The organism is Streptomyces sp. NPDC006296, assembly GCF_040613235.1.
In the GTDB taxonomy this organism is placed as follows: domain Bacteria; phylum Actinomycetota; class Actinomycetes; order Streptomycetales; family Streptomycetaceae; genus Streptomyces.
In genome coordinates this window covers 1-22,733 of sequence record NZ_JBEXRT010000035.1, presented here as the reverse complement: position 1 = coordinate 22,733, position 22,733 = coordinate 1, and the positions used below count along the sequence as shown (strand labels likewise).

The 22,733-nt window shown below is 70.0% G+C and carries 17 protein-coding genes and 4 pseudogenes; 13 read left to right on the top strand and 8 right to left on the bottom strand.

The window, feature by feature from the left end; genetic code table 11:
• Nucleotides 1–247: 247 nt before the first annotated feature.
• Entirely contained in the window at nucleotides 248–2,755 is a 2,508-nt protein-coding gene (locus ABZ172_RS22750; protein WP_356885784.1) for a LuxR C-terminal-related transcriptional regulator, read from the bottom strand.
• A gap of 1,771 nt (nucleotides 2,756–4,526) precedes the next feature.
• On the opposite strand from ABZ172_RS22750, the gene ABZ172_RS22745 reads away from it, so the two are divergent.
• Nucleotides 4,527–5,795, top strand: coding sequence for a cation:proton antiporter (locus ABZ172_RS22745; protein WP_356885782.1), 1,269 nt, complete (start codon nucleotides 4,527–4,529; stop codon nucleotides 5,793–5,795).
• Nucleotides 5,796–6,160: 365 nt separating this feature from the next.
• On the opposite strand, the gene ABZ172_RS22740 is transcribed toward ABZ172_RS22745, so the two are convergent.
• Nucleotides 6,161–6,376, bottom strand: a complete 216-nt coding sequence (locus tag ABZ172_RS22740; RefSeq protein ID WP_356885780.1) for a hypothetical protein — start codon at nucleotides 6,374–6,376, stop codon at nucleotides 6,161–6,163.
• Between the two features lie 67 nt (nucleotides 6,377–6,443).
• On the opposite strand from ABZ172_RS22740, the gene ABZ172_RS22735 reads away from it, so the two are divergent.
• The 7 genes and pseudogenes from ABZ172_RS22735 to ABZ172_RS22705 all read left to right on the top strand — a co-directional run bounded on the left by ABZ172_RS22735 (nucleotide 6,444) and on the right by ABZ172_RS22705 (nucleotide 14,713).
• Complete coding sequence (locus tag ABZ172_RS22735) at nucleotides 6,444–6,761, top strand: YrhK family protein (protein WP_356885778.1); 318 nt, start codon at nucleotides 6,444–6,446, stop codon at nucleotides 6,759–6,761.
• A gap of 1,082 nt (nucleotides 6,762–7,843) precedes the next feature.
• Nucleotides 7,844–9,715: an acetolactate synthase large subunit gene (locus ABZ172_RS22730; protein WP_356885776.1), complete on the top strand. Its 1,872-nt coding sequence runs from the start codon at nucleotides 7,844–7,846 to the stop codon at nucleotides 9,713–9,715.
• Nucleotides 9,716–9,747: 32 nt separating this feature from the next.
• On the top strand, nucleotides 9,748–11,262 hold the full coding sequence (locus tag ABZ172_RS22725; protein WP_356885774.1) for an FMN-binding glutamate synthase family protein: 1,515 nt from the start codon (nucleotides 9,748–9,750) through the stop codon (nucleotides 11,260–11,262).
• 390 nt (nucleotides 11,263–11,652) lie between these two features.
• A pseudogene (locus ABZ172_RS22720) lies at nucleotides 11,653–11,944 on the top strand (class I SAM-dependent methyltransferase); the annotation flags it as partial.
• A 947-nt stretch (nucleotides 11,945–12,891) separates the two neighbouring features.
• Complete coding sequence (locus ABZ172_RS22715) at nucleotides 12,892–13,149, top strand: hypothetical protein (RefSeq protein WP_356885772.1); 258 nt, start codon at nucleotides 12,892–12,894, stop codon at nucleotides 13,147–13,149.
• Nucleotides 13,150–13,268: 119 nt separating this feature from the next.
• Nucleotides 13,269–14,360, top strand: coding sequence for a zinc-binding dehydrogenase (locus ABZ172_RS22710; protein WP_356885770.1), 1,092 nt, complete (start codon nucleotides 13,269–13,271; stop codon nucleotides 14,358–14,360).
• Between the two features lie 59 nt (nucleotides 14,361–14,419).
• Nucleotides 14,420–14,713: a hypothetical protein gene (locus ABZ172_RS22705; RefSeq protein WP_356885768.1), complete on the top strand. Its 294-nt coding sequence runs from the start codon at nucleotides 14,420–14,422 to the stop codon at nucleotides 14,711–14,713.
• A 208-nt stretch (nucleotides 14,714–14,921) separates the two neighbouring features.
• Here ABZ172_RS22705 and ABZ172_RS22700 read toward each other — a convergent pair whose 3' ends face one another.
• The 3 genes and pseudogenes from ABZ172_RS22700 to ABZ172_RS22690 all read right to left on the bottom strand — a co-directional run bounded on the left by ABZ172_RS22700 (nucleotide 14,922) and on the right by ABZ172_RS22690 (nucleotide 16,975).
• Nucleotides 14,922–15,212: a hypothetical protein gene (locus ABZ172_RS22700; protein ID WP_356885766.1), complete on the bottom strand. Its 291-nt coding sequence runs from the start codon at nucleotides 15,210–15,212 to the stop codon at nucleotides 14,922–14,924.
• 653 nt (nucleotides 15,213–15,865) lie between these two features.
• Nucleotides 15,866–16,062 (bottom strand): annotated as a pseudogene (locus ABZ172_RS22695) (transposase); the annotation flags it as partial.
• Between the two features lie 46 nt (nucleotides 16,063–16,108).
• Complete coding sequence (locus ABZ172_RS22690) at nucleotides 16,109–16,975, bottom strand: alpha/beta hydrolase (RefSeq protein ID WP_356885764.1); 867 nt, start codon at nucleotides 16,973–16,975, stop codon at nucleotides 16,109–16,111.
• A gap of 107 nt (nucleotides 16,976–17,082) precedes the next feature.
• On the opposite strand from ABZ172_RS22690, the gene ABZ172_RS22685 reads away from it, so the two are divergent.
• From ABZ172_RS22685 to ABZ172_RS22675, 3 genes and pseudogenes are all read left to right on the top strand, one after another.
• A complete protein-coding gene (locus tag ABZ172_RS22685; RefSeq protein ID WP_356885762.1) occupies nucleotides 17,083–17,562 on the top strand; it encodes a CGNR zinc finger domain-containing protein in 480 nt (159 codons plus the stop codon).
• A gap of 14 nt (nucleotides 17,563–17,576) precedes the next feature.
• Nucleotides 17,577–17,692 (top strand): annotated as a pseudogene (locus ABZ172_RS22680) (TetR/AcrR family transcriptional regulator); the annotation flags it as partial.
• Between the two features lie 171 nt (nucleotides 17,693–17,863).
• A pseudogene (locus ABZ172_RS22675) lies at nucleotides 17,864–18,043 on the top strand (hypothetical protein); the annotation flags it as partial.
• 37 nt (nucleotides 18,044–18,080) lie between these two features.
• Here ABZ172_RS22675 and ABZ172_RS22670 read toward each other — a convergent pair.
• Complete coding sequence (locus tag ABZ172_RS22670; protein ID WP_356885760.1) at nucleotides 18,081–18,710, bottom strand: TetR/AcrR family transcriptional regulator; 630 nt, start codon at nucleotides 18,708–18,710, stop codon at nucleotides 18,081–18,083.
• A gap of 65 nt (nucleotides 18,711–18,775) precedes the next feature.
• Here ABZ172_RS22670 and ABZ172_RS22665 point away from each other — a divergent pair, with 65 nt between their 5' ends.
• A complete protein-coding gene (locus ABZ172_RS22665; protein ID WP_356885758.1) occupies nucleotides 18,776–19,648 on the top strand; it encodes a 2-dehydropantoate 2-reductase N-terminal domain-containing protein in 873 nt (290 codons plus the stop codon).
• Nucleotides 19,649–20,018: 370 nt separating this feature from the next.
• Here the strand turns inward: ABZ172_RS22665 and ABZ172_RS22660 are convergent, their stop codons facing one another.
• A complete protein-coding gene (locus ABZ172_RS22660; protein ID WP_356885756.1) occupies nucleotides 20,019–20,345 on the bottom strand; it encodes a hypothetical protein in 327 nt (108 codons plus the stop codon).
• Nucleotides 20,342–21,172, bottom strand: coding sequence for a hypothetical protein (locus ABZ172_RS22655; protein ID WP_356885754.1), 831 nt, complete (start codon nucleotides 21,170–21,172; stop codon nucleotides 20,342–20,344). The genes ABZ172_RS22660 and ABZ172_RS22655 overlap by 4 nt, the downstream gene beginning before the upstream one ends.
• A gap of 158 nt (nucleotides 21,173–21,330) precedes the next feature.
• On the opposite strand from ABZ172_RS22655, the gene ABZ172_RS22650 reads away from it, so the two are divergent.
• Nucleotides 21,331–22,641, top strand: coding sequence for a DUF2637 domain-containing protein (locus ABZ172_RS22650; RefSeq protein WP_356885752.1), 1,311 nt, complete (start codon nucleotides 21,331–21,333; stop codon nucleotides 22,639–22,641).
• Nucleotides 22,642–22,733: the final 92 nt, after the last annotated feature.

Below are 22,733 nucleotides of genomic sequence, written 5' to 3'. Positions count from 1 at the left end.
CGGCACTCTCGGACGGCCGTGCACCGGGTCCGTCCGGAGAACAGCGCCGGGGCGCTCGCCACGACGAACCACCGGACCGAGGCCGGTTCGCACGGACACAGGGACGGCAGGACGGAGCGCGGCCTATGACGCCGGCCGCGGTCACGGGTCCGGCGCACCGCGGGCGGCCGCGGACCGGATCCCACCGGACCGGATCCCACCGGACCGCACCCTCCCCGCGGCGCGCCACCACCCGTGCCCGCAGCCGCTACGCGCCCCGCAACTCCGGCCGGACGCCCCGGCCCCCGCCCCGGACCCCCCTCACCGCATCCCGGGCATCAGGTATCCGGCGAACAGCCGGAGCCGCCGCCGGGAGATCCGCCTGCTGCGCCGCCCACGCCGCGATGTGCGCCCGGGACCGCAGCCCCAGCGTGGTCCGGATATGGCGGATGTGCGTCTCCACCGTGCGCACCGACACATGGATCCGCGCCGCTATCTGGCGGTTCGTCAGCCCCTCCACCACCAGGGCAGCCACGTCCTGCTCCCGCCTGCTCAGCGGATGCGCGGCCCTCTCGCCCCGGGACCCCGCGGGCTCGTCACCGAGCGCCAGGCACAGCGCCTGCCGCCAGGGCATCGCACGGCCCGCCTCCAGCCAGGCATCGGCCCGGCCCACGGGCAGCGCCCGCAGCGCGGTGTCGCGCGCCTCCCCGACACGCCGCCGCCACCAGCCGCTCTCCGGGAATCCGCCGTCCCGCACCCGCTCGGCCGCACCGAGCAGCCGGACTCCCCGGTCGTACCGGTAACCGCGGGCCGCCACCAGGGCCAGTCCCTCCATCGCCCGCGCGGCGTCCACGTGCGGGTACGCACGACATCGCAGTGCCTCAGCGAAGTGCTCCTCCGCCTGCTTCAGATCGCCCTTCTCCAGCGCGAACGCACCGGCGGTCGACAGCACGGCGCTCAGCCACTGCGGGGCCGCCCCGTCACGGAGTACCGGCAGGGCCAGACCGAGCTCGCGTTCCGTACCGGCAGGGTCCCCGCTCTCCAGCCGGTGCCGGGCGAGCGCACCCCGGCTCAGGGCCACCAGGACGTCGTGCCCGTGGCGGAGCCCGATCTCCAGCGCTTCCTCCAGGTCGTCGGCCGACGGCCGGTGCTCGTCGCGCACCTGGTGCAGGATCCCCCGTACCAGCAGCAGCCGGCCCAGCAACGGTGAACGGCCCCGCAGGCGCTCCTCCCGGACGGCCTGGTCCATCCGGCGCGCCGCTCCGCCGTGTCCCGCGCCCCGGCCGGTCGTGGCAGCCGCCTCCAGCGCGAGAACGCGGTACTCGGAGTGCGGCCCGGTCCGCTCCAGGGCCCGGTCCACGAGCACGGCCACCTCGGAACCCCGGCCCCGCGCCCCCTCCACCGCGGCCAGCGCCGCGACCAGGAGCAACTGGCGTTCGTCGGAACCCCGTCCCAGGCGCCGTACGGCGTGCGCGAGGTTGACGCGTTCCTCGGTCAGCCGGTCCAGGGTCGCGGCCGGCACCACCGCCTCGGTCCGCAGCGGCTGGGACAACGATGTCAGCCAGCTGACCAAGCACTCGTACGCCGCCGCGTCCTCGTCCTCGGCGACGAGCCGCTCCTGCCCGAAACACCGCGTGGACTCCAGCAGCCGGAACCGGGCGGAGCCGCCGCCGGCTTCCCGGGGCGGAGCGATGACGGACTTCGACTCCAGGGAGACGAGCAGCTCCGGCAGCGCGGCCGTCGCCGCCGGGACGCCCGCCGTGACCGCCGTGGCCGCGTCCGGCCCGAATCCGCCCGGCAGGACCGACAGCCGGCGCAGCAGGGCCTGCTCCACCGGGCTGAGGAGCTCGTACCCCCACTCCAACGAGGCGCGCAGACTCTGGTGGCGGTCGTCGGCGAGCCGCCAGCCGTTCGTCAGGAGCGCCAGCCGGTCGTGCAGCCGGGAGCGGATCTCCGCGGGCGGAAAGACCCGGATCAGCCGCGCGGCCATCTCGATCGGCAGCGGAAGTCCGTCCAGGCGTGCGCAGATCTCCGCCACGTCCGCGGCGTTCTCCCGGGTGAGCCGGAAGTCCGGGGCGACCGCGCGCGCCCGGTCCATGAAGAGCGTGACCGCGTCCGACCGCAGCCCGTCGGCGAGCGAGTTGACGGACTCCGGATCGCTCAGCGCCAGGCCGGGCACGGAGAACACCGACTCGCCGGGCAGGCACAGCGGCTCCCTGCTGGTGGCGAGCACACTCAGCCGGGGCCGTCCGGGCAGCAGTTCGGTCAGCACCGTGCCGCAGGTGTACAGCACGTGGTCGCAGTCGTCGAGGACGAGCAGCCGGTCCCGGGCCGGGGGCGCGACCGGGCTCTCTTCGTGCTCGTCGCCCAGAGCGTCGAGGATCCGCCGGCGCACCGCGTCGGTGCCGGTGACCGCACCGAGCCGTACGACCGCGACCTCGCTCCGGCGGCCGCGCGCCTCCTGCCCGGCCACTTCCAGCGCCAGCCGGGACTTGCCCGCGCCGGCCGGCCCGGTCAGCGTCAGCAGCCGCACCTCGTGCAGCAGGCGGGTCAGCTCGACCAGCTCGTCGGTGCGGCCGACGAAACTGCTCAGTTGGGTCAGAAGCTCGCTGCTCAGCCCGGCTTCCACGCCGCCGGACTTCTGCCGCAGCCGGTACGAGCGCTGGCGACAGGCGTTGGAACAGTAGCGGGCTCGGGGCTGCGAGGTACGGGACTGCTTGGTCAGGGCCAGTGAGGTGCCGCAGGTGTCGCACGTGACAGTCGTGGGGGTGGACATGGCACACACCTTTCATGGTGTCGGCGGGTGCAGTGACGTGCTGAATACGGAAAATTCAGTCCGCTTCGTGGAAACGGAAAAGTGCCGGTGGGCACCGGAAGGGGAAAGACGCTCGTTGAGAGAAGTGGGGGAGTGGCGAGAGGCGTCGCGGGCGAGAGAGTGAACACCCGGGGTTCGATGCGTGATTCGGGCGTGTTTCAGGGGTGGTCCGGGATGTTCTCCCGGGGCCGGTCCAGGGGTGAGGCGGCCCAGGGGAGAGGACGAGCCGACGGGGGGATCGCCCGCCTCCGGTCGCCGTGTCCGGCCCGGTCAGCCGCCGGCTGACCCGCCGAAGCGTCTCGGCGCCCGGCCTGTAGCGTCCGGATTTTCTGCCATACGGGTGATCACTGCCCGGTACCGTCTTTCTGCGCTCAGATGTGTGGGGGTGGCGCGGGGACGAATGCTCGGCGTGGGGCGTCCCCTGCGTACCGCGTGATTGCTTCAGACCCTAGGAATGGGCGCCTCCGCGGGTCAAGCAATTCCTTACACGCCCCAAAAGACTGTGGTCCGGGGGTTCGGTGGTGTGCGGCGCCCGTTTATCAGGTCACCCCGGTCCGTTTCACGTCTGTTTCAGGAAATGTTTCCGCACCGACTGCCGAGGATTTCCGTGCGCACCCCGATCGGCGCAGATCCGTTCCCCCGGAATCGTGCGCCGGATCCGCTCCGTTTCGACGCCGTGAAGCGTGTCCGGGAGACGCCGAAAACCACCCGGAAGCAACGGAGTCCGGATCTCGCGACGACGGATTCCGCGCGCAGCGGCACCTGCATGAAGCATCTGCGGAGACGCCCCGGCACCTCGCCCCGCCCGCCTCGTGCACCAGGTGAGCCGCACCCACACCCCGGCGGGATTCCGGGCCGGGGTCCCGCTCGGCCGCGACGGGGAGGAATCTCCGTACGCCGCGCGGCAGCCCACAGCCGGTCCGGAGGATGCTCGACCGGGCCATCGCAGAGTGACCCCGGGACGTTTTCTCGTACCGCCCGTGAGATCGGCCCTTGACGGGAAGCCGGTGAACGATCAGCATCCATGGGGCGGGAATGGAGAACCACTGCGCACGGTCCGGCTGAGTGGGGACTCGGGACCCGGCCAAGAAGCAAGAACCGTGCTGTACGGAGAACGCGCTCGGCGCGCGGGAACCCGTACAGGGCACCGAATGACCGAGCGGCCGGTACGCGAGGCACCGTCGCCCCGGACCGCAACTGCCCGGTCGCAGCGCCCTGTAGCTGCTGCCCTCCCTCGGCGACCACCCCTCCCCACACCACCGCTCTCGTCAGCGAGCCCTCAGGCAGGCCCACCCCTCACATCATCAGGACCGGCGAGCCCTTGCTGTGCCCGGGGCACCGCCCTCGTCAACGACCACTCCCCGGGGCGGACCCGCCGTCCCGAAGCCCCGTCCGCCTCCCGAGGCCCGGCACGCAGGCTCGCCGCGTCGCCGGAACCGTCCGAGTACGACTCGCACGCGGGCCGTCCGCCGCCGTGCGATCGCACGCCCGCACGCCGTGTGCCCCACCCCGCGGGTGGACGGCCCTCATGGGAAGAGAGGGCTCACTTCCCACGGGTTCCGACTTCCCGCGTTCCACCACACCGGCGCCGACCCACGCCGCTCCTCTCAGTCCCCTTCGAGCACCCTGCCCCGCCCCCACCACATTCCCGCCCTCGGCCCTCGCCGTATTCCGGCCCCCGCCACACTCCCGGCCCCCGCCACGTTCCTGTGCCCCGACTCCTGGAGCTGCCGTGTCCGACCCGCTGCTGCCACTACTTCTCGCTCTCCCGGTCGTCGTCCTGGTCTGCCAGGCCGGTGGCCGCGCTGTCGGACTGCTGGGCCAGCCGCCGGTCATCGGCGAGATCCTGGCCGGGATCCTGCTCGGTCCCTCCCTGCTCGGTTGGCTCGCTCCCAGCGTCCAGCAGCACCTCCTGCCGCCCTCGGTCCTGCCCATCACGTCCACCCTGGGTGATCTCGCCCTCCTCGCGTTCCTCTTCGTCATCGGTCTGGAGCTCGATCTGCGCTCTCTGGCGGCCACCCGCGGTGCGGTGGCCGCCGTCAGTGTCAGTGGCGTCTTGATCCCCATGGCCCTCGGGGCGGCGCTGGCCTCGGCCCTGTACCCGCATCTCGCGCCCCCGGGGGTCGGTCGGCTGCCGTTCACCTTGTTCGTCGCTGTCGCCCTGAGCATCACCGCGTTTCCGGTCCTCGCACGGATCCTTTCCGACCGCGGTCTGCAAGGCACGCGTCTGGGGGCGTTCGCGCTGGCCTGCGCCGCCGTGGACGACGCCCTCGCCTGGTGCCTGCTCACCGCCGTCGTGGCCCTGTCCACGTCCGGCACCGTCCTGTCGGCCCTGACCGCCCTCGCCCTGACCGGCGCGTTCGCCGGCGCTCTCACCCTGCTGCGCCCCGCGCTGCTCGCGCTGCTCCGGTGGGCCGCTCGTACCTCTGAGGATCTGGTCCTGGCTCTGCTGTTCGCCGGACTGTGTCTCAGTGCTTTCACGACCGATGAGGCAGGCGTGCACCCGGCGTTCGGTGCCTTCCTGTTCGGAACGGCCGTGCCCCGCGGAATACCTGCCGTCGAGCGGGGCGCCGCTCGCCTGCGCGCCGTCGTCCTGCCGCTCCTGCTGCCGCTGTTCTTCGTCGACATGGGCCTGCACACCGACTTCTCGACGCTGCAGGCCGGGCAGTGGGGGTGGGGAGCGGCGATCCTGGCGGTCGCTGTCATCGGGAAGTGGGGCGGGGCGGCCGGCGCTGCGCGGCTGTCCGGTGCGGACTGGCGTTGGTCGGCGGCGGTCGGGACGCTGATGAACTGCCGGGGTTTGACCGAGCTCGTCGTGCTCGCCATCGGCCGTCAGATCGGTGTGATATCGGAGCAGTTGTTCGCTCTGCTGGTCGTCATGGCCGTCATCACGACAGCGGCCACCGCTCCGGTACTCACACGTGTGGCCGGCCGTGACCCGAGGATGACCCCGCCTGCCTCGGTTCCGCACGACGATCCGGCACGCGATGCCGGCCGATAGATCGTCCAGGCCGTGGACGCGTCTTCGGACGGGCCCTGACCGTGTCATCGAGCGGACCTTCGTCCCGCTCCCCAGGCGCAGACGCCAGGCCGCGGTGCCGGCCGGCTGCGTGCGGAGTGTGGCGTCTCGAACCGACAGGACTCACTCGTGGTCGTGTCACGGGCTGTTGATGAAAGAGGCCCGGAAGTCGAGTACGCGTGTCAGCCGGGGAGCGCTTCAGGTTGTGGGGCGGGTCCCCGGGGTGTGGCCGACGGTGCAGCGGAACAGCTGATGAAGGCGCTGGCGGAGGACCGGCCGCAGTCATGGGCGACGACGGTGCCGGCCGGTCTGTGGGTGTCCCTCGGATGCCTCGCACCACCTGGCGGTCATTGCTGGGACCGACCGGTCTGCGCGATGGTGGCCAGGGCCTTCTCACGAGCCTGGTTACGCCGCCGCGCCACTGCCGCACCGGGAGCCAGGACGACGATGTGCAGCGGCGAGGTGTCCGGGGGCGAGTCGCAGGGGCCGGGGAAGCGGGTCAGCCCGGCCAGGGGCTCCACGACGTCGCCGAGCCGCTGGCCCCAGCAGGCTCCGAGGCGCACGATATGCCCGCCACAGCTACCCCGCGGCTTACCGCCGAGTTCCGCACGGCTTCCGTAACGTGGAGGTATGAAGAACGCTCCGGACAGCGCGCCCCTGGTCATCCATGTGGGTCGCGAAGAACTCGTCATCAAACGACGTTACGAAGTGGCCAGTATCGCCAACGACGCTCTCATCGCGATCTGGTTCGTCACCGGCAGCATCATGTTCTTCTCCGAGCAGTGGACCACCGCGGGCACATGGTGCTTCCTCATCGGCAGCATCGAGCTGCTCGTCCGGCCCGCGATCCGTCTCACCCGCCACCTGCACCTGCAGCGCGTCCGCTCCCGGGCGCTGTGGTCCCGATCGGTGGCTGCCCCGTCCAGCGACAGCTCACAGGACTACTGAGGGTTCGCTCGGGCCCGCGTGCACGGAATGCCGCTCGGTCACGACGACCCGCGCGGGCAGACACCCCGGCGCACCGGCACCCTCCGGTTTGTGCCTTTGCCCCTGTGCCCGGGCCGCGGATGTCTCACCGCCAGGGGGCTCATACGGCCCACGCAGCGGACGTCCGGGAGACAGCCTGCGTCGTTCGCTTGGATCACCTGGCAGACCGGAGGGGTACGCCAGCGGTGTGCGGTCCGGCCAGGTAGATGGCTGATGTCTTCTCGTAGCGGGATGGCCATCCCGCTACGCTGTTTCAAGCCGTTGACCCCGTGTGCGGCAGTGGGGCGCCGCCTCTGCACCTCGCGGTCGAAGCCGTGGCGGCCTGCCGCCCGGGCTGCCACGCCGCGGGCGGGCAGGCCGCGTTGATCGGCCGCACCGGGGGACGAGTTGATTTCGTCTTTGCCGGACGTGGGGCTGTCCGGGGTTGACGGGGTGTTCCGGTCCGTCGATGCGGGCGGCAGCCTTTTCCCGCAGGTGATGACCTGCTTCCACGCTGCGGGTGCTGCTGCGTTGGCTTTGTTCTGCTGTGTTCGGTAGTGGATTCGAACGGCCCTGGTCACGCCACTGCGGCGTCTTCGGGGCTGGGTTGTGGGGCAACGTGGGCGGTCTTCGGGGCTGGGTTGTGGGGCAACGTGGGCGGTCTTCGGGGCTGGGTTGTGGGGCAACGTGGGCGGTTTTCAGGGTTGGGTTGTGGGTTATGTGTGGTTGTCCGTGTGGGGGTGTGGTCGCGGAGTGTGTCGGAGAAGGGGGACGTGGCGGTCTCGGAGTGGGGCAGGGTGCCGGTCACGGGGAGCGGGAGCACGACGTGGCGGTGCGGGGGTCCGGCCGGGAGGAGTCGGTGGTCCGCCGTGTGGTGGCGAGGGCGTGCGAGGAGTGGGGGAGTCGAGGAACGAGCTGTCACCGAAGGCCCGGACGGCGCGCCCCCGGGTCGAACTGAGTTTCTCGTAGCCCGGGCCCGCAGGCGTCCGTCCGGCCGGCCGGGGTAGGCGGCTGACCGGCCCGCTCGTCGGCGCGGCTGAACATCAGGAGAGGACACGATCAGCGTGAGTGACGCCGAGGACCGGAAGCAGACCCCCGACGGAGCGGCCGAACTTCTGGTTCGCTGTCTGGAGAACGAGGGCGTCGAGGTGGTGTTCGGTGTTCCCGGTGAGGAGAATATCCGTTTCACCAACGCACTCGCCCGCTCGGAGAAGATCCGCTATGTCCTGACCCGGCACGAGCAGGCCGCGTCTTTCATGGCGGAGATGTACGGCCGGCTCACCGGTTCGGCGGGTGTGATGTCCGCGACGCTGGGGCCCGGCGCGATCAATCTGATGCTGGGCGTCGCTGACGCCATGACGAACAGCACGCCCGTCGTGGCGATTACCGCGCAGGTCGGTAAGGAGCGTAACTACAAGGAGTCTCACCAGTTCGTGGACCTGGTGAGCATGTTCGCTCCGGTCACGAAGTGGTCGGCGCAGGTCCCGGCTGTCCAGGCCATTCCCGAGATGGTGCGGCGCGCGTTCAAGACCGCGGAGTCCGAGCGGCCCGGTGCCGTCTACCTCGCCGTGCCCGAGGATGTCGACGAGGCGGCGGACGGCTCGGGCCTGCGCCCGCTGCGCAGGGACGTCGTGCAGCCCGAGGCGCCGTCTCCTAAGCAGATCGAGCGGGCTGTGGAGCTGCTGCGGGAGGCCCGCCGGCCGGTGATCCTCGCCGGGCACGGCGCGGCGCGCGGCGGGGCCGAGGAGTCGCTGGCGGCGTTCGCCACCGCACTCGACGTGTCGACGGCGACCACCTTCCACGGTAAGGGGGTCCTGCCCGACGACCACCCGTGCGCGACCGGCACGTTCGGCTTCATGCGGCGCGACTACACCAACTTCGGGTTCGAGGAGGCCGACGTCGTCATCGCCGTCGGCTATGAACTGCAGGAGTTCGACCCGTCCCGGATGAACCCGGACGGTGACAAGAAGATCGTCCATATCCACCGCGTCCCGGCGGAGGTGGACGACAGCTACTCGGTCGATGTCGGCATCATCGGTGACATCTCCGCTTCTCTCGACGCCCTTGCCACCGGACTCGACGGCCTGCGCTGGAGCGTCGACGACGAGGACACCGCGGCCGCCCGCACGCTGCTGGCCGGGGAACTCGAGCGGGGCGCCGCGGACGAGCGCTATCCGCTCGCTCCGCAGCGTGTCATCGCCGACACCCGCGCCGCGCTCGGTCGCGATGACATCGTGCTGGTCGACACCGGCGCGCTGAAGATGTGGATGGCCCGGCTCTACCCGACGTACGCGCCGAACACCTGCCTCATCTCCAACGGCTTGTCCACCATGGGCTTCTCGCTGCCCGGCGCGCTCGCGGTCCAGCTCGCCAGGCCGCAGACGAAGGTGCTGGCGGCGGTCGGCGACGGCTCGTTCCTCATGCATTCCCAGGAGATCGAGACGGCGGTTCGCGAGAACATCCCGCTGACCGTGCTGATCTGGGAGGACAACGGCTACGGGCTCATCAAGTGGAAGATGGACCTGGAGGTCGGGGAACACTCCAACACCGACTTCGGGAACCCGGACATCGTCCAGTACGCCCGCAGCTTCGGCGCGAAGGGCTACCACATCGAGTCCGCCGGGGACCTGCTGCCGACGCTCCGTGAGGCACTGGCGGACCCGGGCGTGTCGATCATCAACTGCCCGGTGGACTACGCCGAGAACATGAACCTCATCGAGCACCTCGGGCACCTCGACTCGGCGCTCTGGCCCGCCCGCGGCGCGCCCCGCCCCCCTGCGCGAGGGCCGCGCCGCGGCTTCCCGCAGGGGCGGTGCCTCGGGTCTGCGTTATCGCGTGGCATTTCCGCGGCGCGCCGCGGCTTCCCGCAGGGGTGGTGCATCCGGTCTGCGGCATCGCGTGGCATTTCCGCGGCGCGGGGTAGACGGCCACCGTGAGGCCCGGCCGGTCGAGGAGAGGAACTTCTGTCATGCGTGCTCGGAGCATAGGCGCGGCAGCCGCCACGGGGTTGGCGCTGGTGGCCGCCCGCGACCTCGTGCAGAAGAAACACGCGCTGCTGAGGAACTTCCCCCTGGTGGGACACGCCAGGTATGTGCTGGAGACGATCGGCCCCGAGCTACGGCAGTACATCGTGGCGTCCAACGACGAGGAGCGTCCCTTCAGCCGTGACCAGCGCAGCTGGATCTACGCGTCGGCGAAGGGGGAGAACAACTACTTCGGGTTCGGTACCGACAACGACATCGAGCACGAGCAGGGTCATGCCTACGTGAAGCAGCGTACGTTCGCCGGTGCGCTGCCCGATCTGAGCGACCCGCAGGCGGCGTTGCCCTCGGCCAAGGTGCTCGGCGGACCGCGCGGCCGCGCGCAGGCGTTCCGCCCGGCGAGCGTCATCAACATCTCGGCGATGAGCTTCGGCTCGCTGTCCGGCGCGGCCGTCGCGGCGCTGAACAAGGGTGCGGCGCTGGCCGGGGCGATGCAGAACACCGGCGAGGGCGGCCTGTCGCCCTACCACCTCAACGGCGGGGACCTCGTCCTGCAGATCGGTACGTCGTACTTCGGCTGCCGCAACGAGGACGGGACGTTCAACCTCGACAAGCTCAAGTCCACGGTCGCGGGCGCGCCCGTCAAGGCGATCGAGATCAAGCTCTCGCAGGGCGCGAAGCCGGGGCTCGGCGGCATGCTGCCGGGCGCAAAGGTGACCGACGAGATTGCCGGGATCCGCGACATCCCCGCAGGCGAGGACTGCGCTTCGCCGTCTCGGCACACCGCGTTCCACGACGTGGACTCGATGCTCGACTTCGTGGAACTGCTGGCCACCGAGACCGGATTGCCGGTCGGGATCAAGAGCGCCATCGGGGAGATGGACTTCTGGGAGGAACTCGCCACCCTGATGGAGCGGGGCGAGCGGGGGGTCGACTTCGTGACCGTCGACGGCGGCGAGGGCGGCACCGGGGCGGCTCCCCTGATCTTCGCCGACTCGGTGTCCCTGCCGTTCCGCATGGGCTTCTCCCGCGTCTACGGCGTGTTCGCCGAGCGGGGCCTGACCGACGACATCACCTTCATCGGCTCCGGCAAGCTCGGCCTGCCCGAGAGCGCCGTCGTCGCGTTCGCCCTCGGCGCCGACATGATCAACGTGGGCCGTGAGGCGATGCTGTCCATCGGCTGCATCCAGGCCCAGAAGTGCCACACCGGTAAGTGCCCCACCGGCGTCGCCACCCAGGACCCGTGGCTGGCGCGCGGCATCGACGCGCCGTCCAAGGGCATCCGGGCCGCGATGTACCTGCGCACCCTGCGCAGGGAGCTGCTGAAGGTCTCGGGCGCCGTCGGTGTCGCCCACCCGTCGCTCATCACCCCCTCCGACATAGACATCCTGAACGGCGACCACGACGCCCGCAGCCTGGGGAGTGTGTACGGCTACAAGGACGGCTGGGGCTCGCTCGGCCCGGAGCTCGCCCATGAGATCACCGAACTGCTCACCACCTGAGCCAGCTACTCGGCCACCTGTCTCCCACCGGCCACCTGTCTCCAACCGTCGTGCCCTGCGCAGCACGCCCACCGAGTGGAGCGCACCGAATGGACGGTGGTGCGCATCGCCGTGCACACCGGACGGACTCGGTGCGCACCGGGTGCGCAGTGCACCGCGTGCGCGGGCACCAGGTGCTCATCGCACATCGCCTCCAGGGTGTCGGCGGCGTCCGGGTGCTCGGGGTCCGGGATCACGTGCACCGTGAACCGGATGATGCTGCGGGCGACGCCCGGCGCGCGGTGACGGGGGAGCCCCGCCCCCCCCCAGTCCCGCAGCGAGGACAGACGTGGATGTGCGAAGCAGCCGTCAGCCGTGCGGCCGAACGTATGCAGCGCTCGGCCCGAGCAGATACTCCCTTTCGAGGCGGTCCCGGGACTCGCCGCGATCTGCGATCGGCTCGACCCCGACCGCAGCGACCTCAACGCATATCTGCAGACGGCAGGCGGCAGGCCAGTTCGAGGCGCAACGAGTACCGGGCATCGGTTGCGGCACAGGAGTGTGCGCACTTCTCCTGGCCGGCCGTGGGACCGAGGTTGTCGGTGTGGATCCCGCCCAGGCATCCAGTGACGTCGTACGAACCAAACTGGGAAGTGGACGAGTGCGCTGGATCTGCGGTGATGCGACAAACCTTCCACCACTGAGTCTTCGCCACCTTGAAGTCGCAGGGCAAGGGGCTGGTGTGACCGGTCCTCGGGGTGCTCGTGCTCGTGCTGGTGGTGGGCGTGAGCCTGCGGCGAAGGTCATCCGCCAGCGGCTGATGTCGAGGTTCGTCAGGACGAGCAGGGCTCGCAGGAGGCGGGTCGCTTGGGCGGGGTCGGTGCGGAGCTTGGTGAGGGGTCGCCAGTTCTTGAGGTGGGCGAGGGCGTGCTCGACCGGCACGCGTCCGACGGCCAGGGCGCGGTTGGCTTCTTTCCCGCCTGGGGTGAGCGTGTGGGTGCGGCCGGCGGCGTAGCCGGTGACGATCACGGGGTCGAGGATGTCGTTGTCCAGGCCGCGGAAGCCGAGGTCGGCCGGCATCCCGAGGCCTGCGCGCCGCCGGGCGCCCCGGGGCCGGCGAACCGGGGCCCGGCGGCGCGCAGGTGGGCCAGGACATGGTCGTGGCGGGCGGCGGATATCCAGATCAGGCGCCCGTTCTCGTCGGTCAGGGCGAGGAGGTGCAGGCCATGAGTTCGGTGCTTGCCGGAGTGGTTCCGCCGGTCGGCCTTGCCGGCGCGGCGCTGGGTGCGAGTGTGCCGTCGGCCCAGGACCAGCTCCCCGCCCTGCTTGGCGACCTTCTTCAGGACGGTACCGGGGCATTCCCGGCCGGCACAGCGGCCTTCGTGGTCTCCGTGGCCACGCCCCCCCGCCGAGGACGGGCACGCCTAGGGCCTCCACGCAAGAACCCAGGTGAGGGTGGTGGTGCTGGTGGGCGGGCGTGGTTTCGGGGAACCAGGGCTGCGCTGCGCCGGTCCGGCCTGTCGCAAGCGCTCCGGCCCCCCCGGGTGCTCCTCGTCCGTCGGACCGGGTGCGGCGGTGACCACACCTGTGACGCTTGCCCCACAGGTCCCGGTCGTCCGCTGTCGGTGCGGGGTTCCGTACCATCGGCTGGTGATACCCCGCCACCTCTCCACACCACGCTGCCGAGTCGCAGCCGTGCTCGCCGTGACGGCTGCCGTCGTCGCGTTCGGCTCGTGGGTGCTGTGGCCGGTCTCCAGCTCATCGTGCGTCATCTACTCCGGGGCCTATGCCCCCATGAACGCGCCGAAGACCGAGGTCGACGCCGCCCTGCAACGGCGCTACGACGAGTCCCTCGCCAACGGCGCGTGCGGTCCCAAGCAGGCGCGCTTGCGCAACTGGATGCGGTGAGCTGCCCCTGACCGAGGCCAGGCGCGGCGCCCCGGGGGCGGCCGGCCTTTGCCCTCCGGTTCCGGCATCGAGCGCCGGTGCAGCGGGAGGTGGACGGGGCTGCATGGGACCCTGTCCTCATGTCACCGACCTCTCCGTCATCGTCCGGACCACCGTCACCGCCTGTTCCTCGTTCGATGAGGGCCGTTGTGATCACCGGCCACGGAGACCTCGACGTGATTGAGGAGCGCGAGGTGCCGGTGCCCTGCCCGGTACCGGGTGAGGTGCTCGTCCGGGTGCACGCGGCGGGGTGCAACAACACCGATCTGTGGACCCGTGAAGGCTCCTACGGTGCGGCGCAGGACCCGGATGTCAGGACGGGATGGCTCGGTCCGCTCGACTTCCCGCGCATCCAGGGAGCCGACGTGGTCGGCACTGTGGTTGCCTGTGGCGATGAGGACGTCACCGGACTCGTCGGTACGCGGGTGCTGGTGGACCCGGCCCAGTACGACAGCCCGGGGCCGGACGCCCGCCCGGCCGACGTGCTCGGAAGCGAGAGGGACGGGGGGTTCGCCGAGTACGTCGTGGTACCGCGTGCACGAGCCCACTCCGTCCAGGACTCGCCCCTCACGGATGTGGAACTGGCTGCACTGCCTATCGCCTATGGCACCGCGCTGGGCATGCTCGACCGCGGGGCCGTATCGGAGGGCCATACCGTGCTCGTCACTGGCGCCTCGGGCGGTGTCGGTCTTGCCGCTGTCCAGTTGGCCCGCTCCCGCGGGGCCCGGGTCGTCGCAGTGTGCAGTGGCGACAAGGCAGACGCTGTCCGCAGCGCTGGTGCCGACGCTGTGGTGGATCGGCGACGAGGCGAGGTGCTCGCCGACGCAGCGGCGGCCGCACCGCAGGGGTACGACGCTGTTATCGACGTCGTTGCCGGCGCGGTCCTCGGCCCCGGCCTCGGACTGCTGAGAGCCGGGGGACGCTGGGTGGTCGCCGGTGCCCTTGACGGCTGGGCTGTCGAGATCGACGTGCGTCGGCTCTACCTGGCCGATCTCTCCCTGGTGGGCTCAACCATGCACACACCGCGGATCTTCGACCACCTGGTGGAAATTGCCCGACGCGGCGACGTCAGACCGGTCGTCGCCGCAACCTTCCCACTCGGACAGGTAGGCGAAGCCCAGGCACAACTCGCGCGGCGCGGACACGTAGGAAAGCTGATCGTGGTCCCCTGACCCGACCCCTCGGCGAAGCCGAAGCGGATCCCGGAAGAAGCCGAACCGGCCCCGGCTGGATGCCGCGTACTGGGACCTGCGTCGCCGGGGACCTGAAGAAGCGGCTCAACAACCACGACCGCGAAACCCGCAACGAGATCGACCCCGCCGACCAGACCCGGGTCGAGTGCAGGCACCAGCGGGACCTGTCCAGCCGCAGCATCAACGCCCGCGGCGTCTGGGACCGCGCCGAGGACGCCTGGATGAACGACGACGTGGACGAACTCGACGCCGTGTGGGACAGCGTCATCGAGGACCTCGGATCCGACTACGACGCCTACACCAACATCTCCTCCGTCGGCTGGGCCGCCTAAGACCAACGCAAACGCACCGTCCCCCGGCATGGGAGCTGTCGGGGGACGGTGCGGTGGCGAAGCACTCGTGCTTTTGTCCTGTCGCATCGAACTCTGAGGGAATCTCACCGAACCTTGACGGAGCACAGGTCGTCTCATCGAAGGCGAGGTACGCAGGCCAAAGCGCTGCCGTATCGGACGAGAGCCTGTTCGGCCGACAGACCACAGATCAGTCGCTGCCTCCGGCCGGAGCGACGTTGAGCGTCACGACCCACCGGTGGGGTGAGATCAGCCGGGTCCGCGTGAAACCGTGGTTCTCGAAGGCGGCCATAGGGCCGGTGTGCAGGAACGAGCCCGACACTGAGCGGTCGTCGGTCTCCTCCGGGTAGCCCTCGACCGTGCCACCGCCCTGACGGGCGATCTCGGCCAGCGCCCCGCCGAGCGCAGTGTGCGCGACGCCGCGCTTGCGGAGGCCCTTCCCGGTGAAGAAGCAGGTGATGCGCCAGCCGGGCGGCACCACAAGGTCCTTCTCGTACTTCCGCCTGCTTTGAATATGCCTACGCTGGGTTGCGTGTGGTGGTACATCGCCAGCGTTGGGGACCTACCCGGCCCTGGCGGACTAATACTGGCGGACGAGTACTTCCAGCGCATCACGGATGGCACCGGGCTTGCAGCCAACGGCCCCGTCTATCTGTTCCGCGAGCGAATCCATGCCGCAGCTGCTCTAACAAGTCATCTCATTTGGCCTGGCCAGCAGCTGTCCAGGGTCATACAGGCGTTGGGGGACTGGGTTAGGCTCTCGACGGCAACGGGCAGACACCTGAGGGCATCTGGCGGTGCCGTTGCTCGGTAATCTGCGGTGCTTCCCGGCACAGCAGGGGCGGTCGCAGTTCCGGGCCGAGTGGCTAGGGCGCCCCTACTGTCGGATGTCCTGCTGTATCGCGAAGTCGCGTGACCGGTCTCGTCGCTCTGCCAGCCGAGCATCAGATCGCGCTGGGGGAGGAGATCGGATGCTGTCAACTCTAGTCGGTGCCTCAATCCTGTTCTTTGGGGTCTCGCTTCTCGGGAACTTCTGGAACCTTGCGGGGGGACTTTTTGAACGTGTCTCCGATTTCGTGGACCCCGGAACGGCCACCGTGAACACCCTCAGAGCAGGTGGCGTTTTTGTTGTCCTCATCGGGATGATTTGGGTGGCATCGGGTCTGCGAGAGATCTTCTGGTGAGTCTGCGGTAGCACATGAGGGTGCAGACGATGCTCGTGAAGGCGAGGAAGTACTCGGCTTTGCGCTCGTAGCGCGTCGGTGGAGTCGGCGGCAGCCTGCGAGCCAGGACATGGTGCGTTCGATAGTCCACCGGTGGCGCCCAAGCCGCTGTGGCATCCGGTAGACATCCTATTTGGGCCAAATGAGATGGCTCTTAGCCCAGCACCCGTCCGAGGAAGCCGCGCAGGTAACCCGCGACGACGTCCAGGTGACTCTCCAGCAGGAAGTGACCACCGTTGAGCATGTGCACCTCGGCATCCTTGGCATCGCGGGCGAAGGCCTGCGCGCCGGCCGGGCCGAAGATTTCGTCGTTGCGGCCCCACACAGCGAGCACCGGGACCTCGCTGGTGCGCAGGAACTCGTGCAGCAGCGGGTACAGCTGGCGGTTGTTCTGGTAGTCGCGGAACAGCGCGAGCTGGACCTTGTCGTTGCCCTCGCGAGAGACGAGGGCAACGTCGTGCTCCCACGTGTCCGGGCTGACCAGGCTCGTGTCGGGCACACCGTGTAGGTACTGCCAGCGGATGGCATCGATGCCCAGCGCGGCGCGGACGGCGGGTTCGGTGTCGGGACCGGGGTTCGCCCCGTAGGCCCAGACGTCGGTCCAGAACGCCTCGACGAATCCGTCCTCGTAGCCGTTGCCATTCTGGGTGACGATGGCTGTGATCCGTTCCGGGTGCCGGAGCGCGAGTCGCCAGCCGATGGGGGCGCCGTAATCCTGGACGTACAGGGCGTAGCGGTCCAGACCCAGCTGCTCGAGCAGTCCGGAGGTGAGGTCGGCAAGGGCTTCGAAGGTGTAGGTGAACTCCTCTACGAGGGGTGCGTCGGAGAGACCGAAGCCGAGATGATCCGGAGCGATGACGTGGTACTTGTCGGCCAGCAACGGGATGAGCTCGCGGAACATGAACGAGCTGGTCGGGTAGCCGTGCAGCAGGACGATCGCGGGGGCGTCGGCGGGGCCGGCCTCTCGGTAGAAGACCTCGTGGCCGTCAACGGTGGCGGTCCGGTGGTGCACCGAGCTCATATCCTAACCCCTTCGTATGTTTGATCCGGTTAGTTTCTCGCCATGCAAGCATGGTGTGCGCTAACCTGTCAAGTGATCTAATCCGGTTAGAGTGGAGTGTGAGGTCCATGGGCCCGCTGCTGGACCTGCTCAACAGCAGGCCCCTGGTCAACGGCAAGGAACGGGACACGCTCGGCGACCCGGCCGGAGGCAGGCGCTGGGCACGGGAGCACGGCGGCGAAGGCACCCTCGCGGAATTGGAGCTGCTGCGCGAGGCGCGGGACGCCCTGCGAGACGTAGTGCGCGGAGAAAACTCGCCCACTGTCTTGACCCCGCTGCTCAAAGGGGTCAACCAGACCCCGGAGATCACTTCGGATGGCCTTCAGTGGACAGTCAAGACTCCCCCACACGCCCGGCTGACCGTCGAGGTGATCCTCGCCTGGGCCGCCACTGAGGAGCACATGCCCGGCCGGCTACGCCCCTGCGCCAACGACGAGTGCCAGTTGTTCCTGCTCGACCGCAGCCGCGCCAACCGCGCCCGCTGGTGCTCAATGGCTGCCTGCGGTAACCGCGCAAAAGCACGCCGCCACTACGAACGCACCCGCTGACCGCGCCCCGCACTGCCCTGCGCTGGATGATCGAGCGCACCTTTTACCACGCCTCACAGGAATCCCGCGCCACCCCGCCTCGGCGACGTGCGAACACATCTGGCTGACCAGCGCCGGCCTGACCGCTTGAGGTGACTGCCATGGCCGCAGCGAAGCGCGGTCACCCGCCTCAACCGATCCAGCCGCCAATGATCCAGCTGACCGCCATCAACCCCGTGCCCCGCCGCCTCACCCGCGAGACCACCCCCGACTGGCGTGACACCGAGACCGAACGAAACAGACATCGGATGGACAAAACCTCACTCACCGCTCCTGGCCCAACCGCATGGAGGCCCAGTTCAGGGCCCTGCGTCAGTTCGCCCTCGACGGAACCGACCACCCGCCCCGCAAGGAACAGGGCAGCATGATCCGCCGCTACATCACCTGGCGAAACGAGAACGCCGCCGATCAGTGCCTCACTGCCCTCGTCCACAGGGCGAACGCCCCTGACCCGTGCCGCCAGCGCCTGTCTCGGGTCGTCAGGTCCGGGTCGGTGGCGCACTCATCGCTGCCGTCAGGAACGTGATCGCCCATTGCCGGGCCGCCTCGCCCGCTGCCGGGGGCGTGCAGCCCGGGGAGGGCTGCTGGTGGACCTCGAGGCGCTCGACGGCTGCCACGGCAAGGATCCCCCGTATCCGGAACCACAGCTCCTCCGGCGACAGGCCGGGCCGTGCGCGCGCGAAGGCTGTGAGGTAGCGCTCGCGGACCGTGTCCTCGCCAGGGCCGGTCCAGCTGCGCGCCTCCTCGGCCGGGTCGCTGAGGATCGTCACGATCAGCCGGGACGTCCGGGCGCCGCCCTCGGCGCCGGCCGACATCTCGTCGAACAGCGGGCCCACGAATGCCTCCACCAGTTCGCCGACCGGCGGGTCGGGGGTCCGGGCGAGCAATGTGTCGAGCCCGGCGCACTGGGCATCGTTGATGGGCTCGATCACGCGGCGGGCGACCGCGGCCATCAGCTCCGCCTTCGACCCGAAGTGGTAGCCGACGGCGGCCAGGTTCGCTCCGGCGAGTTTAGTGATCGCGCGGACCGAGGTGCCGCGGTATCCGTGCTCGGCGAAGAGGTGCTCCGCCGCGTCGAGGAGCTGGGTGCGGGTGTCTGAGGTCGCCACACAGGGACTCTACATATGTTTGAATGAAACGAACGTATGATTCAATCGAGTGAAAGAAGGCTGTCATGAAGCTGCTCGTGTACGGCGCCGGGGTTTGCGGCAGCCTGTTCGCCGCCCGCATGCATGAGGCCGGCCACGACGTCTCGCTCCTCGCCCGGGGTGGTCGCCTGACCGCTTTACGCCGGCACGGCGTGCAGCTCGCCGAGGAAGACACCCCAGCCGTCCGGCGGGTACCGGTACCGGTGATCGAGCACCCGGGCAGCGAGTACGACCTGATCACCGTCTTCGTCCGCACCCACCAGGTGGACGCGGTGCTGGAATCACTCGCCGGCGTCCAAGGCGATGTGCTGTTCCTGCTCAACTGGGCAGCCGGACCGGAAACGCTGGGCGCGGCGATCGGCCACGAACGGGTGCTACTCGGCTTCCCCGTGACGGGCGGCACGATGGACGGCGACGTGATCCGCTACCGCAAGAGCAGTTTCATCACCCGGCGGGTCGCGATGCCGATCGGCGAGCCCGACGGCCGCACCACCCCGCGACTGGAACGGATCGTGGAGACGTTCCGTACCGCCGGGATCAACGCCAAGGCCGAGCCGCGGATGGACGCCTGGCTCAGGACGCATGCCGCATTCGAGGTGCCGCTCGGTCGGGCGGTCCACGCGGCGGGCGGCCCGGTAGCGCTGGCCGACGACCCGGACGCGGTCCGCGGCATGCTCCACCTCATACGGCAGAACCTCGCCGCGATGGAGACGCCGCCGGTACCTCGCGCGTTCGCCGCGTTGCGGGCTCTGCCGCAGGGACTCCTCGTGGCCGCGCTCCGGCGCTTCCTGAAGAGCCCGACGGCCGTGCACAGCGGACTCAACGACTCCTCGCCTGCCACGGCAGCCGAACTCGAGCAGCTGACCGAACAGCTCCGCGCCCCTGCGAGAGCCCGCTAAACGACCCATGACGACGAAAACCTCACCTCACACACCACCGTTAGTCCCACAGCCCTCGAACCCAGCTTCACTGGCTCAGCAGACGGCAACAACTGCTGACCTCATGACCGTTTGGGCAACAACGCGTCCGCCCCTCGGAGTTGGGATGGCTTTCTCCTCTCTTGCGGTCAGGTCCTTCAAATAGCGCGGCACTACAGGGAGACGTTGCTTGAGGCGGCACTCGCTGGCGCAGAGCGGCGCCGTGAGGGACAGCTGAAGGCCCGTGATGTGCTGGAAACCCTTCAGGACCGGGGACAGCCTCGGCCTGCGCTCCGAGGTGGGAGCGCAGGCCGAGCGGTCTTACGGTGCGGCAGGGCGTCTCCGCCCCTCATCACGGCCTGGCGGCACCTGCGGTCGCCAGCCGGGTCTTCCTGCGCTTCCGGACCCACTTGATCCAGCTGAAGATCGCGGTGACTGTGATGGAGATGATGGTGCACACCGGCGCGAACTGCTTCGCCAGTTCGGTCACCTGGTCCATCCGGAACCGCAGCAGGAGCCCCACAGCCGTGCAGAGCACCAGGAGCACGGTGACCCCCACACCCGCGTGGTGGTCCTGGACCCATACATCAGCGGCCGTCCACCGGCGCCGCGCGAATACCGACGCACTCTTCAGCACCTGGACGGCACGCCACGTCCACGCGCGGATCAGCCAGTTCACGCGGCAACCTCCTCGGCCTGACGCGGCGCCTTCCGCGTGTGCAGTTCCCTCGGGATCCAGATACGGCCATCGGCCGCGGCCTGGTAGAGCGCCGTCCTGAAGCGCGTCAGCCGATTCCGCACGGTCCCGTGGGGCATGTTCAGTTTGTCGGCGATCTCCGTTCCCCCGAAGCCCATGACCGTCAGCCGCACGACGGCCTGAGTCGCCGGCGTCTGCTCATCGAGGATCTCCTCGAAGGCTGTGCCGAAGATTTCCTCCACCATGTAGTCGGTGGCGGCGAGCAGGCGGCCGATGCCCACCGCGTCCTCCGTGAAGTCGTAGACGGAGTGCAGGCGTGCCCACTCCACACGGGCCTTCGCCCACTCCACGTACGCCCGACGGAACATCCAGACGCACAGGGTGATGAAGTACGACGTCAGGCAGCTGGCCCCACGGGGACCGTTGTGGTCCGCCCTCCAGCCGCGCCCCTTCTTCAGGTCGCGCTGAAGCTTCTGCAGCGCCTTCAGCACCATGTCCACCATGACCGTGTCCCGCGCGTCGCTGCTGCTCTTCAGCAGGGCCAGGTCGTCGGGGTGCACGATGAACCCCCGCCCGTGGCGCTCGGAATGCTTCTGGGCGAGCCGGGCGAGCGTTCCCTTGCGGAGCATTCCGAGCAGGATCGGCTGCACCTCCCGGTACAGCTCGTCCTCGAACACTTTGTAGTCCCGCCCCTCGAACCGGTGGTAGGCCAGTTCCTCGATCCGCTCGGCGTCGCGGCGGATCCGAGCTGCCCGGTCCTCGGCCAGGTTCGCGGTCACGATCTCGTTGATCTCGTCCTCTGCCCTCATGGCAGAACCCCCTCCGGTCTGGCCCCCTGCCAACCTCGACGATTTCTTCATCGCGCGAAGGTGTTTGGAGACGCCTTGTTGTAGACGAGGTATGTGCGAGCGAATCCTGGAAATGTCACCCGTGATTTGAACTTTTCTCGAAATAACGAAGCGAAATCTTGGGGAACGGCTCTGACCAGGGCAAATGCGAGCCGAGGTCAGGCCGGCGAACGGACCGTGCCCCTGGTCACCCTCCAGGAGGCGCTGTTGGTCGGCCGGACCACCGCGAGCGAGCTCCGCATGGCCGCGCTCGCTATCCGACCTGGGCCACCACGGACCCAACCAACCTCACGGCGGCCCCCCCGCGGGCCCTCAGCCACGGCGTGATGCCTGTCCTGTTCGTCCTCGGCGTGGAAGCGGCCCGGCGGCTGCTCATGCACGCCGCCCGCATCAAGGAGGGCACGGCCAGCGACCGCATCCCCATGCACCGCTGGGTCCTCGCCCCCGTCCGCACGGGACGCCTCTACCGGCGCATGCGGCTCGCCGCGGTGACCTCCTACCCGGAGATGGTGGAGCGCGAGCAGGCCCTCGCCGGATACAAGGTCTGGCTCACCCACGAGCTCGGAGGCACCCTCTCCAAGGCCACCGAGACCCAGCTCCTCCCGATCACCATGGCGCCCCACGGCTACACCGTGGAGGAGGCGCTCGCCCTCCCGTCGAAGTGGGAAGCCGAGGCGGAGGAGCGCGCGGAGCAGGAGGCGGAGCGCGAGCGGCTCAAGGCGGAGCGCCAGCGCGAGCAGGCGAAGCGGGACCGCATCACCGCCCTGACCGACGAGGCCGACATCGCCGAAGCAGAGCACCAAGTCGCCGCCCGCACCGGCACGGCCGCCGCCCAGGCGACCGCCGCCACCGCCCAGGCCCAGGCCGAGGCGGAGGCCGCCCGGACCCGGGCGGAGCTCCAGAAGACGGCGGCGGAGCGCCAGGCCCGCGCCGAGGCCGACGCACTGGAGTCGGCGGAAGCCGCCGCCGCCCGCCGCGACGCCGCCCAGGCCCAGGAACAGGCCGCCGAAGCCGAGCTCCGCACCGCACACCTCCGCGAGGAAGCGGCCCGCACCACCGCCGAGGCGGAGCGCCGCGAGCAGGAAGCGGAGCGCACCGCCGCCCAGCGCGCCGACCGACGCCGCCAGCAGGCCCAGGCCGAGCACCAGGCCGCCGAGATGGAGCTGCGCACCGCCCAGCTCCGCGAGCAGGCCGCCCACATCGAGGTCGCCGCCCAGGAGCGCGAGGACTACGCCCGCCTCACCCCCCGCGAGCGCTCCGAACGCCGCGTCGCCCGCCTGCTGCTCGCCGCGACCCCGGCCGGCCAGGAGACCCAGCTGGACGCCGTGCCCCTCGCCACGATCCAGGAGGAACTGTCAGTGGGCCGGACCACCGCGAGCGAGCTGCGCACCGCAGCGCTCGGCCTCGTCCAAGGCGGCTACCGCCCCTGACACGACGCCAGGACGACGGAGGGGGGGGCCCCCCGGGGGGGGGGGCCCCCCCCGGGGTGTGGTGAGAGAGGGGGGGGGGCCGGGGGGGGCCG

What these genes read in the sequence shown, in the direction of transcription:
- ABZ172_RS22725 (WP_356885774.1), top strand. Translation starts at nt 9,748, where the DNA reads ATGCGTGCTCGGAGCATAGGCGCGGCAGCCGCCACGGGGTTGGCGCTG.
- ABZ172_RS22690 (WP_356885764.1), bottom strand. Translation starts at nt 16,975, where the DNA reads ATGAGCTCGGTGCACCACCGGACCGCCACCGTTGACGGCCACGAGGTC.
- ABZ172_RS22750 (WP_356885784.1), bottom strand. Translation starts at nt 2,755, where the DNA reads ATGTCCACCCCCACGACTGTCACGTGCGACACCTGCGGCACCTCACTG.
- ABZ172_RS22685 (WP_356885762.1), top strand. Translation starts at nt 17,083, where the DNA reads ATGGGCCCGCTGCTGGACCTGCTCAACAGCAGGCCCCTGGTCAACGGC.
- ABZ172_RS22705 (WP_356885768.1), top strand. Translation starts at nt 14,420, where the DNA reads ATGCCGCGTACTGGGACCTGCGTCGCCGGGGACCTGAAGAAGCGGCTC.
- ABZ172_RS22735 (WP_356885778.1), top strand. Translation starts at nt 6,444, where the DNA reads ATGAAGAACGCTCCGGACAGCGCGCCCCTGGTCATCCATGTGGGTCGC.
- ABZ172_RS22665 (WP_356885758.1), top strand. Translation starts at nt 18,776, where the DNA reads ATGAAGCTGCTCGTGTACGGCGCCGGGGTTTGCGGCAGCCTGTTCGCC.
- ABZ172_RS22710 (WP_356885770.1), top strand. Translation starts at nt 13,269, where the DNA reads ATGTCACCGACCTCTCCGTCATCGTCCGGACCACCGTCACCGCCTGTT.
- ABZ172_RS22655 (WP_356885754.1), bottom strand. Translation starts at nt 21,172, where the DNA reads ATGAGGGCAGAGGACGAGATCAACGAGATCGTGACCGCGAACCTGGCC.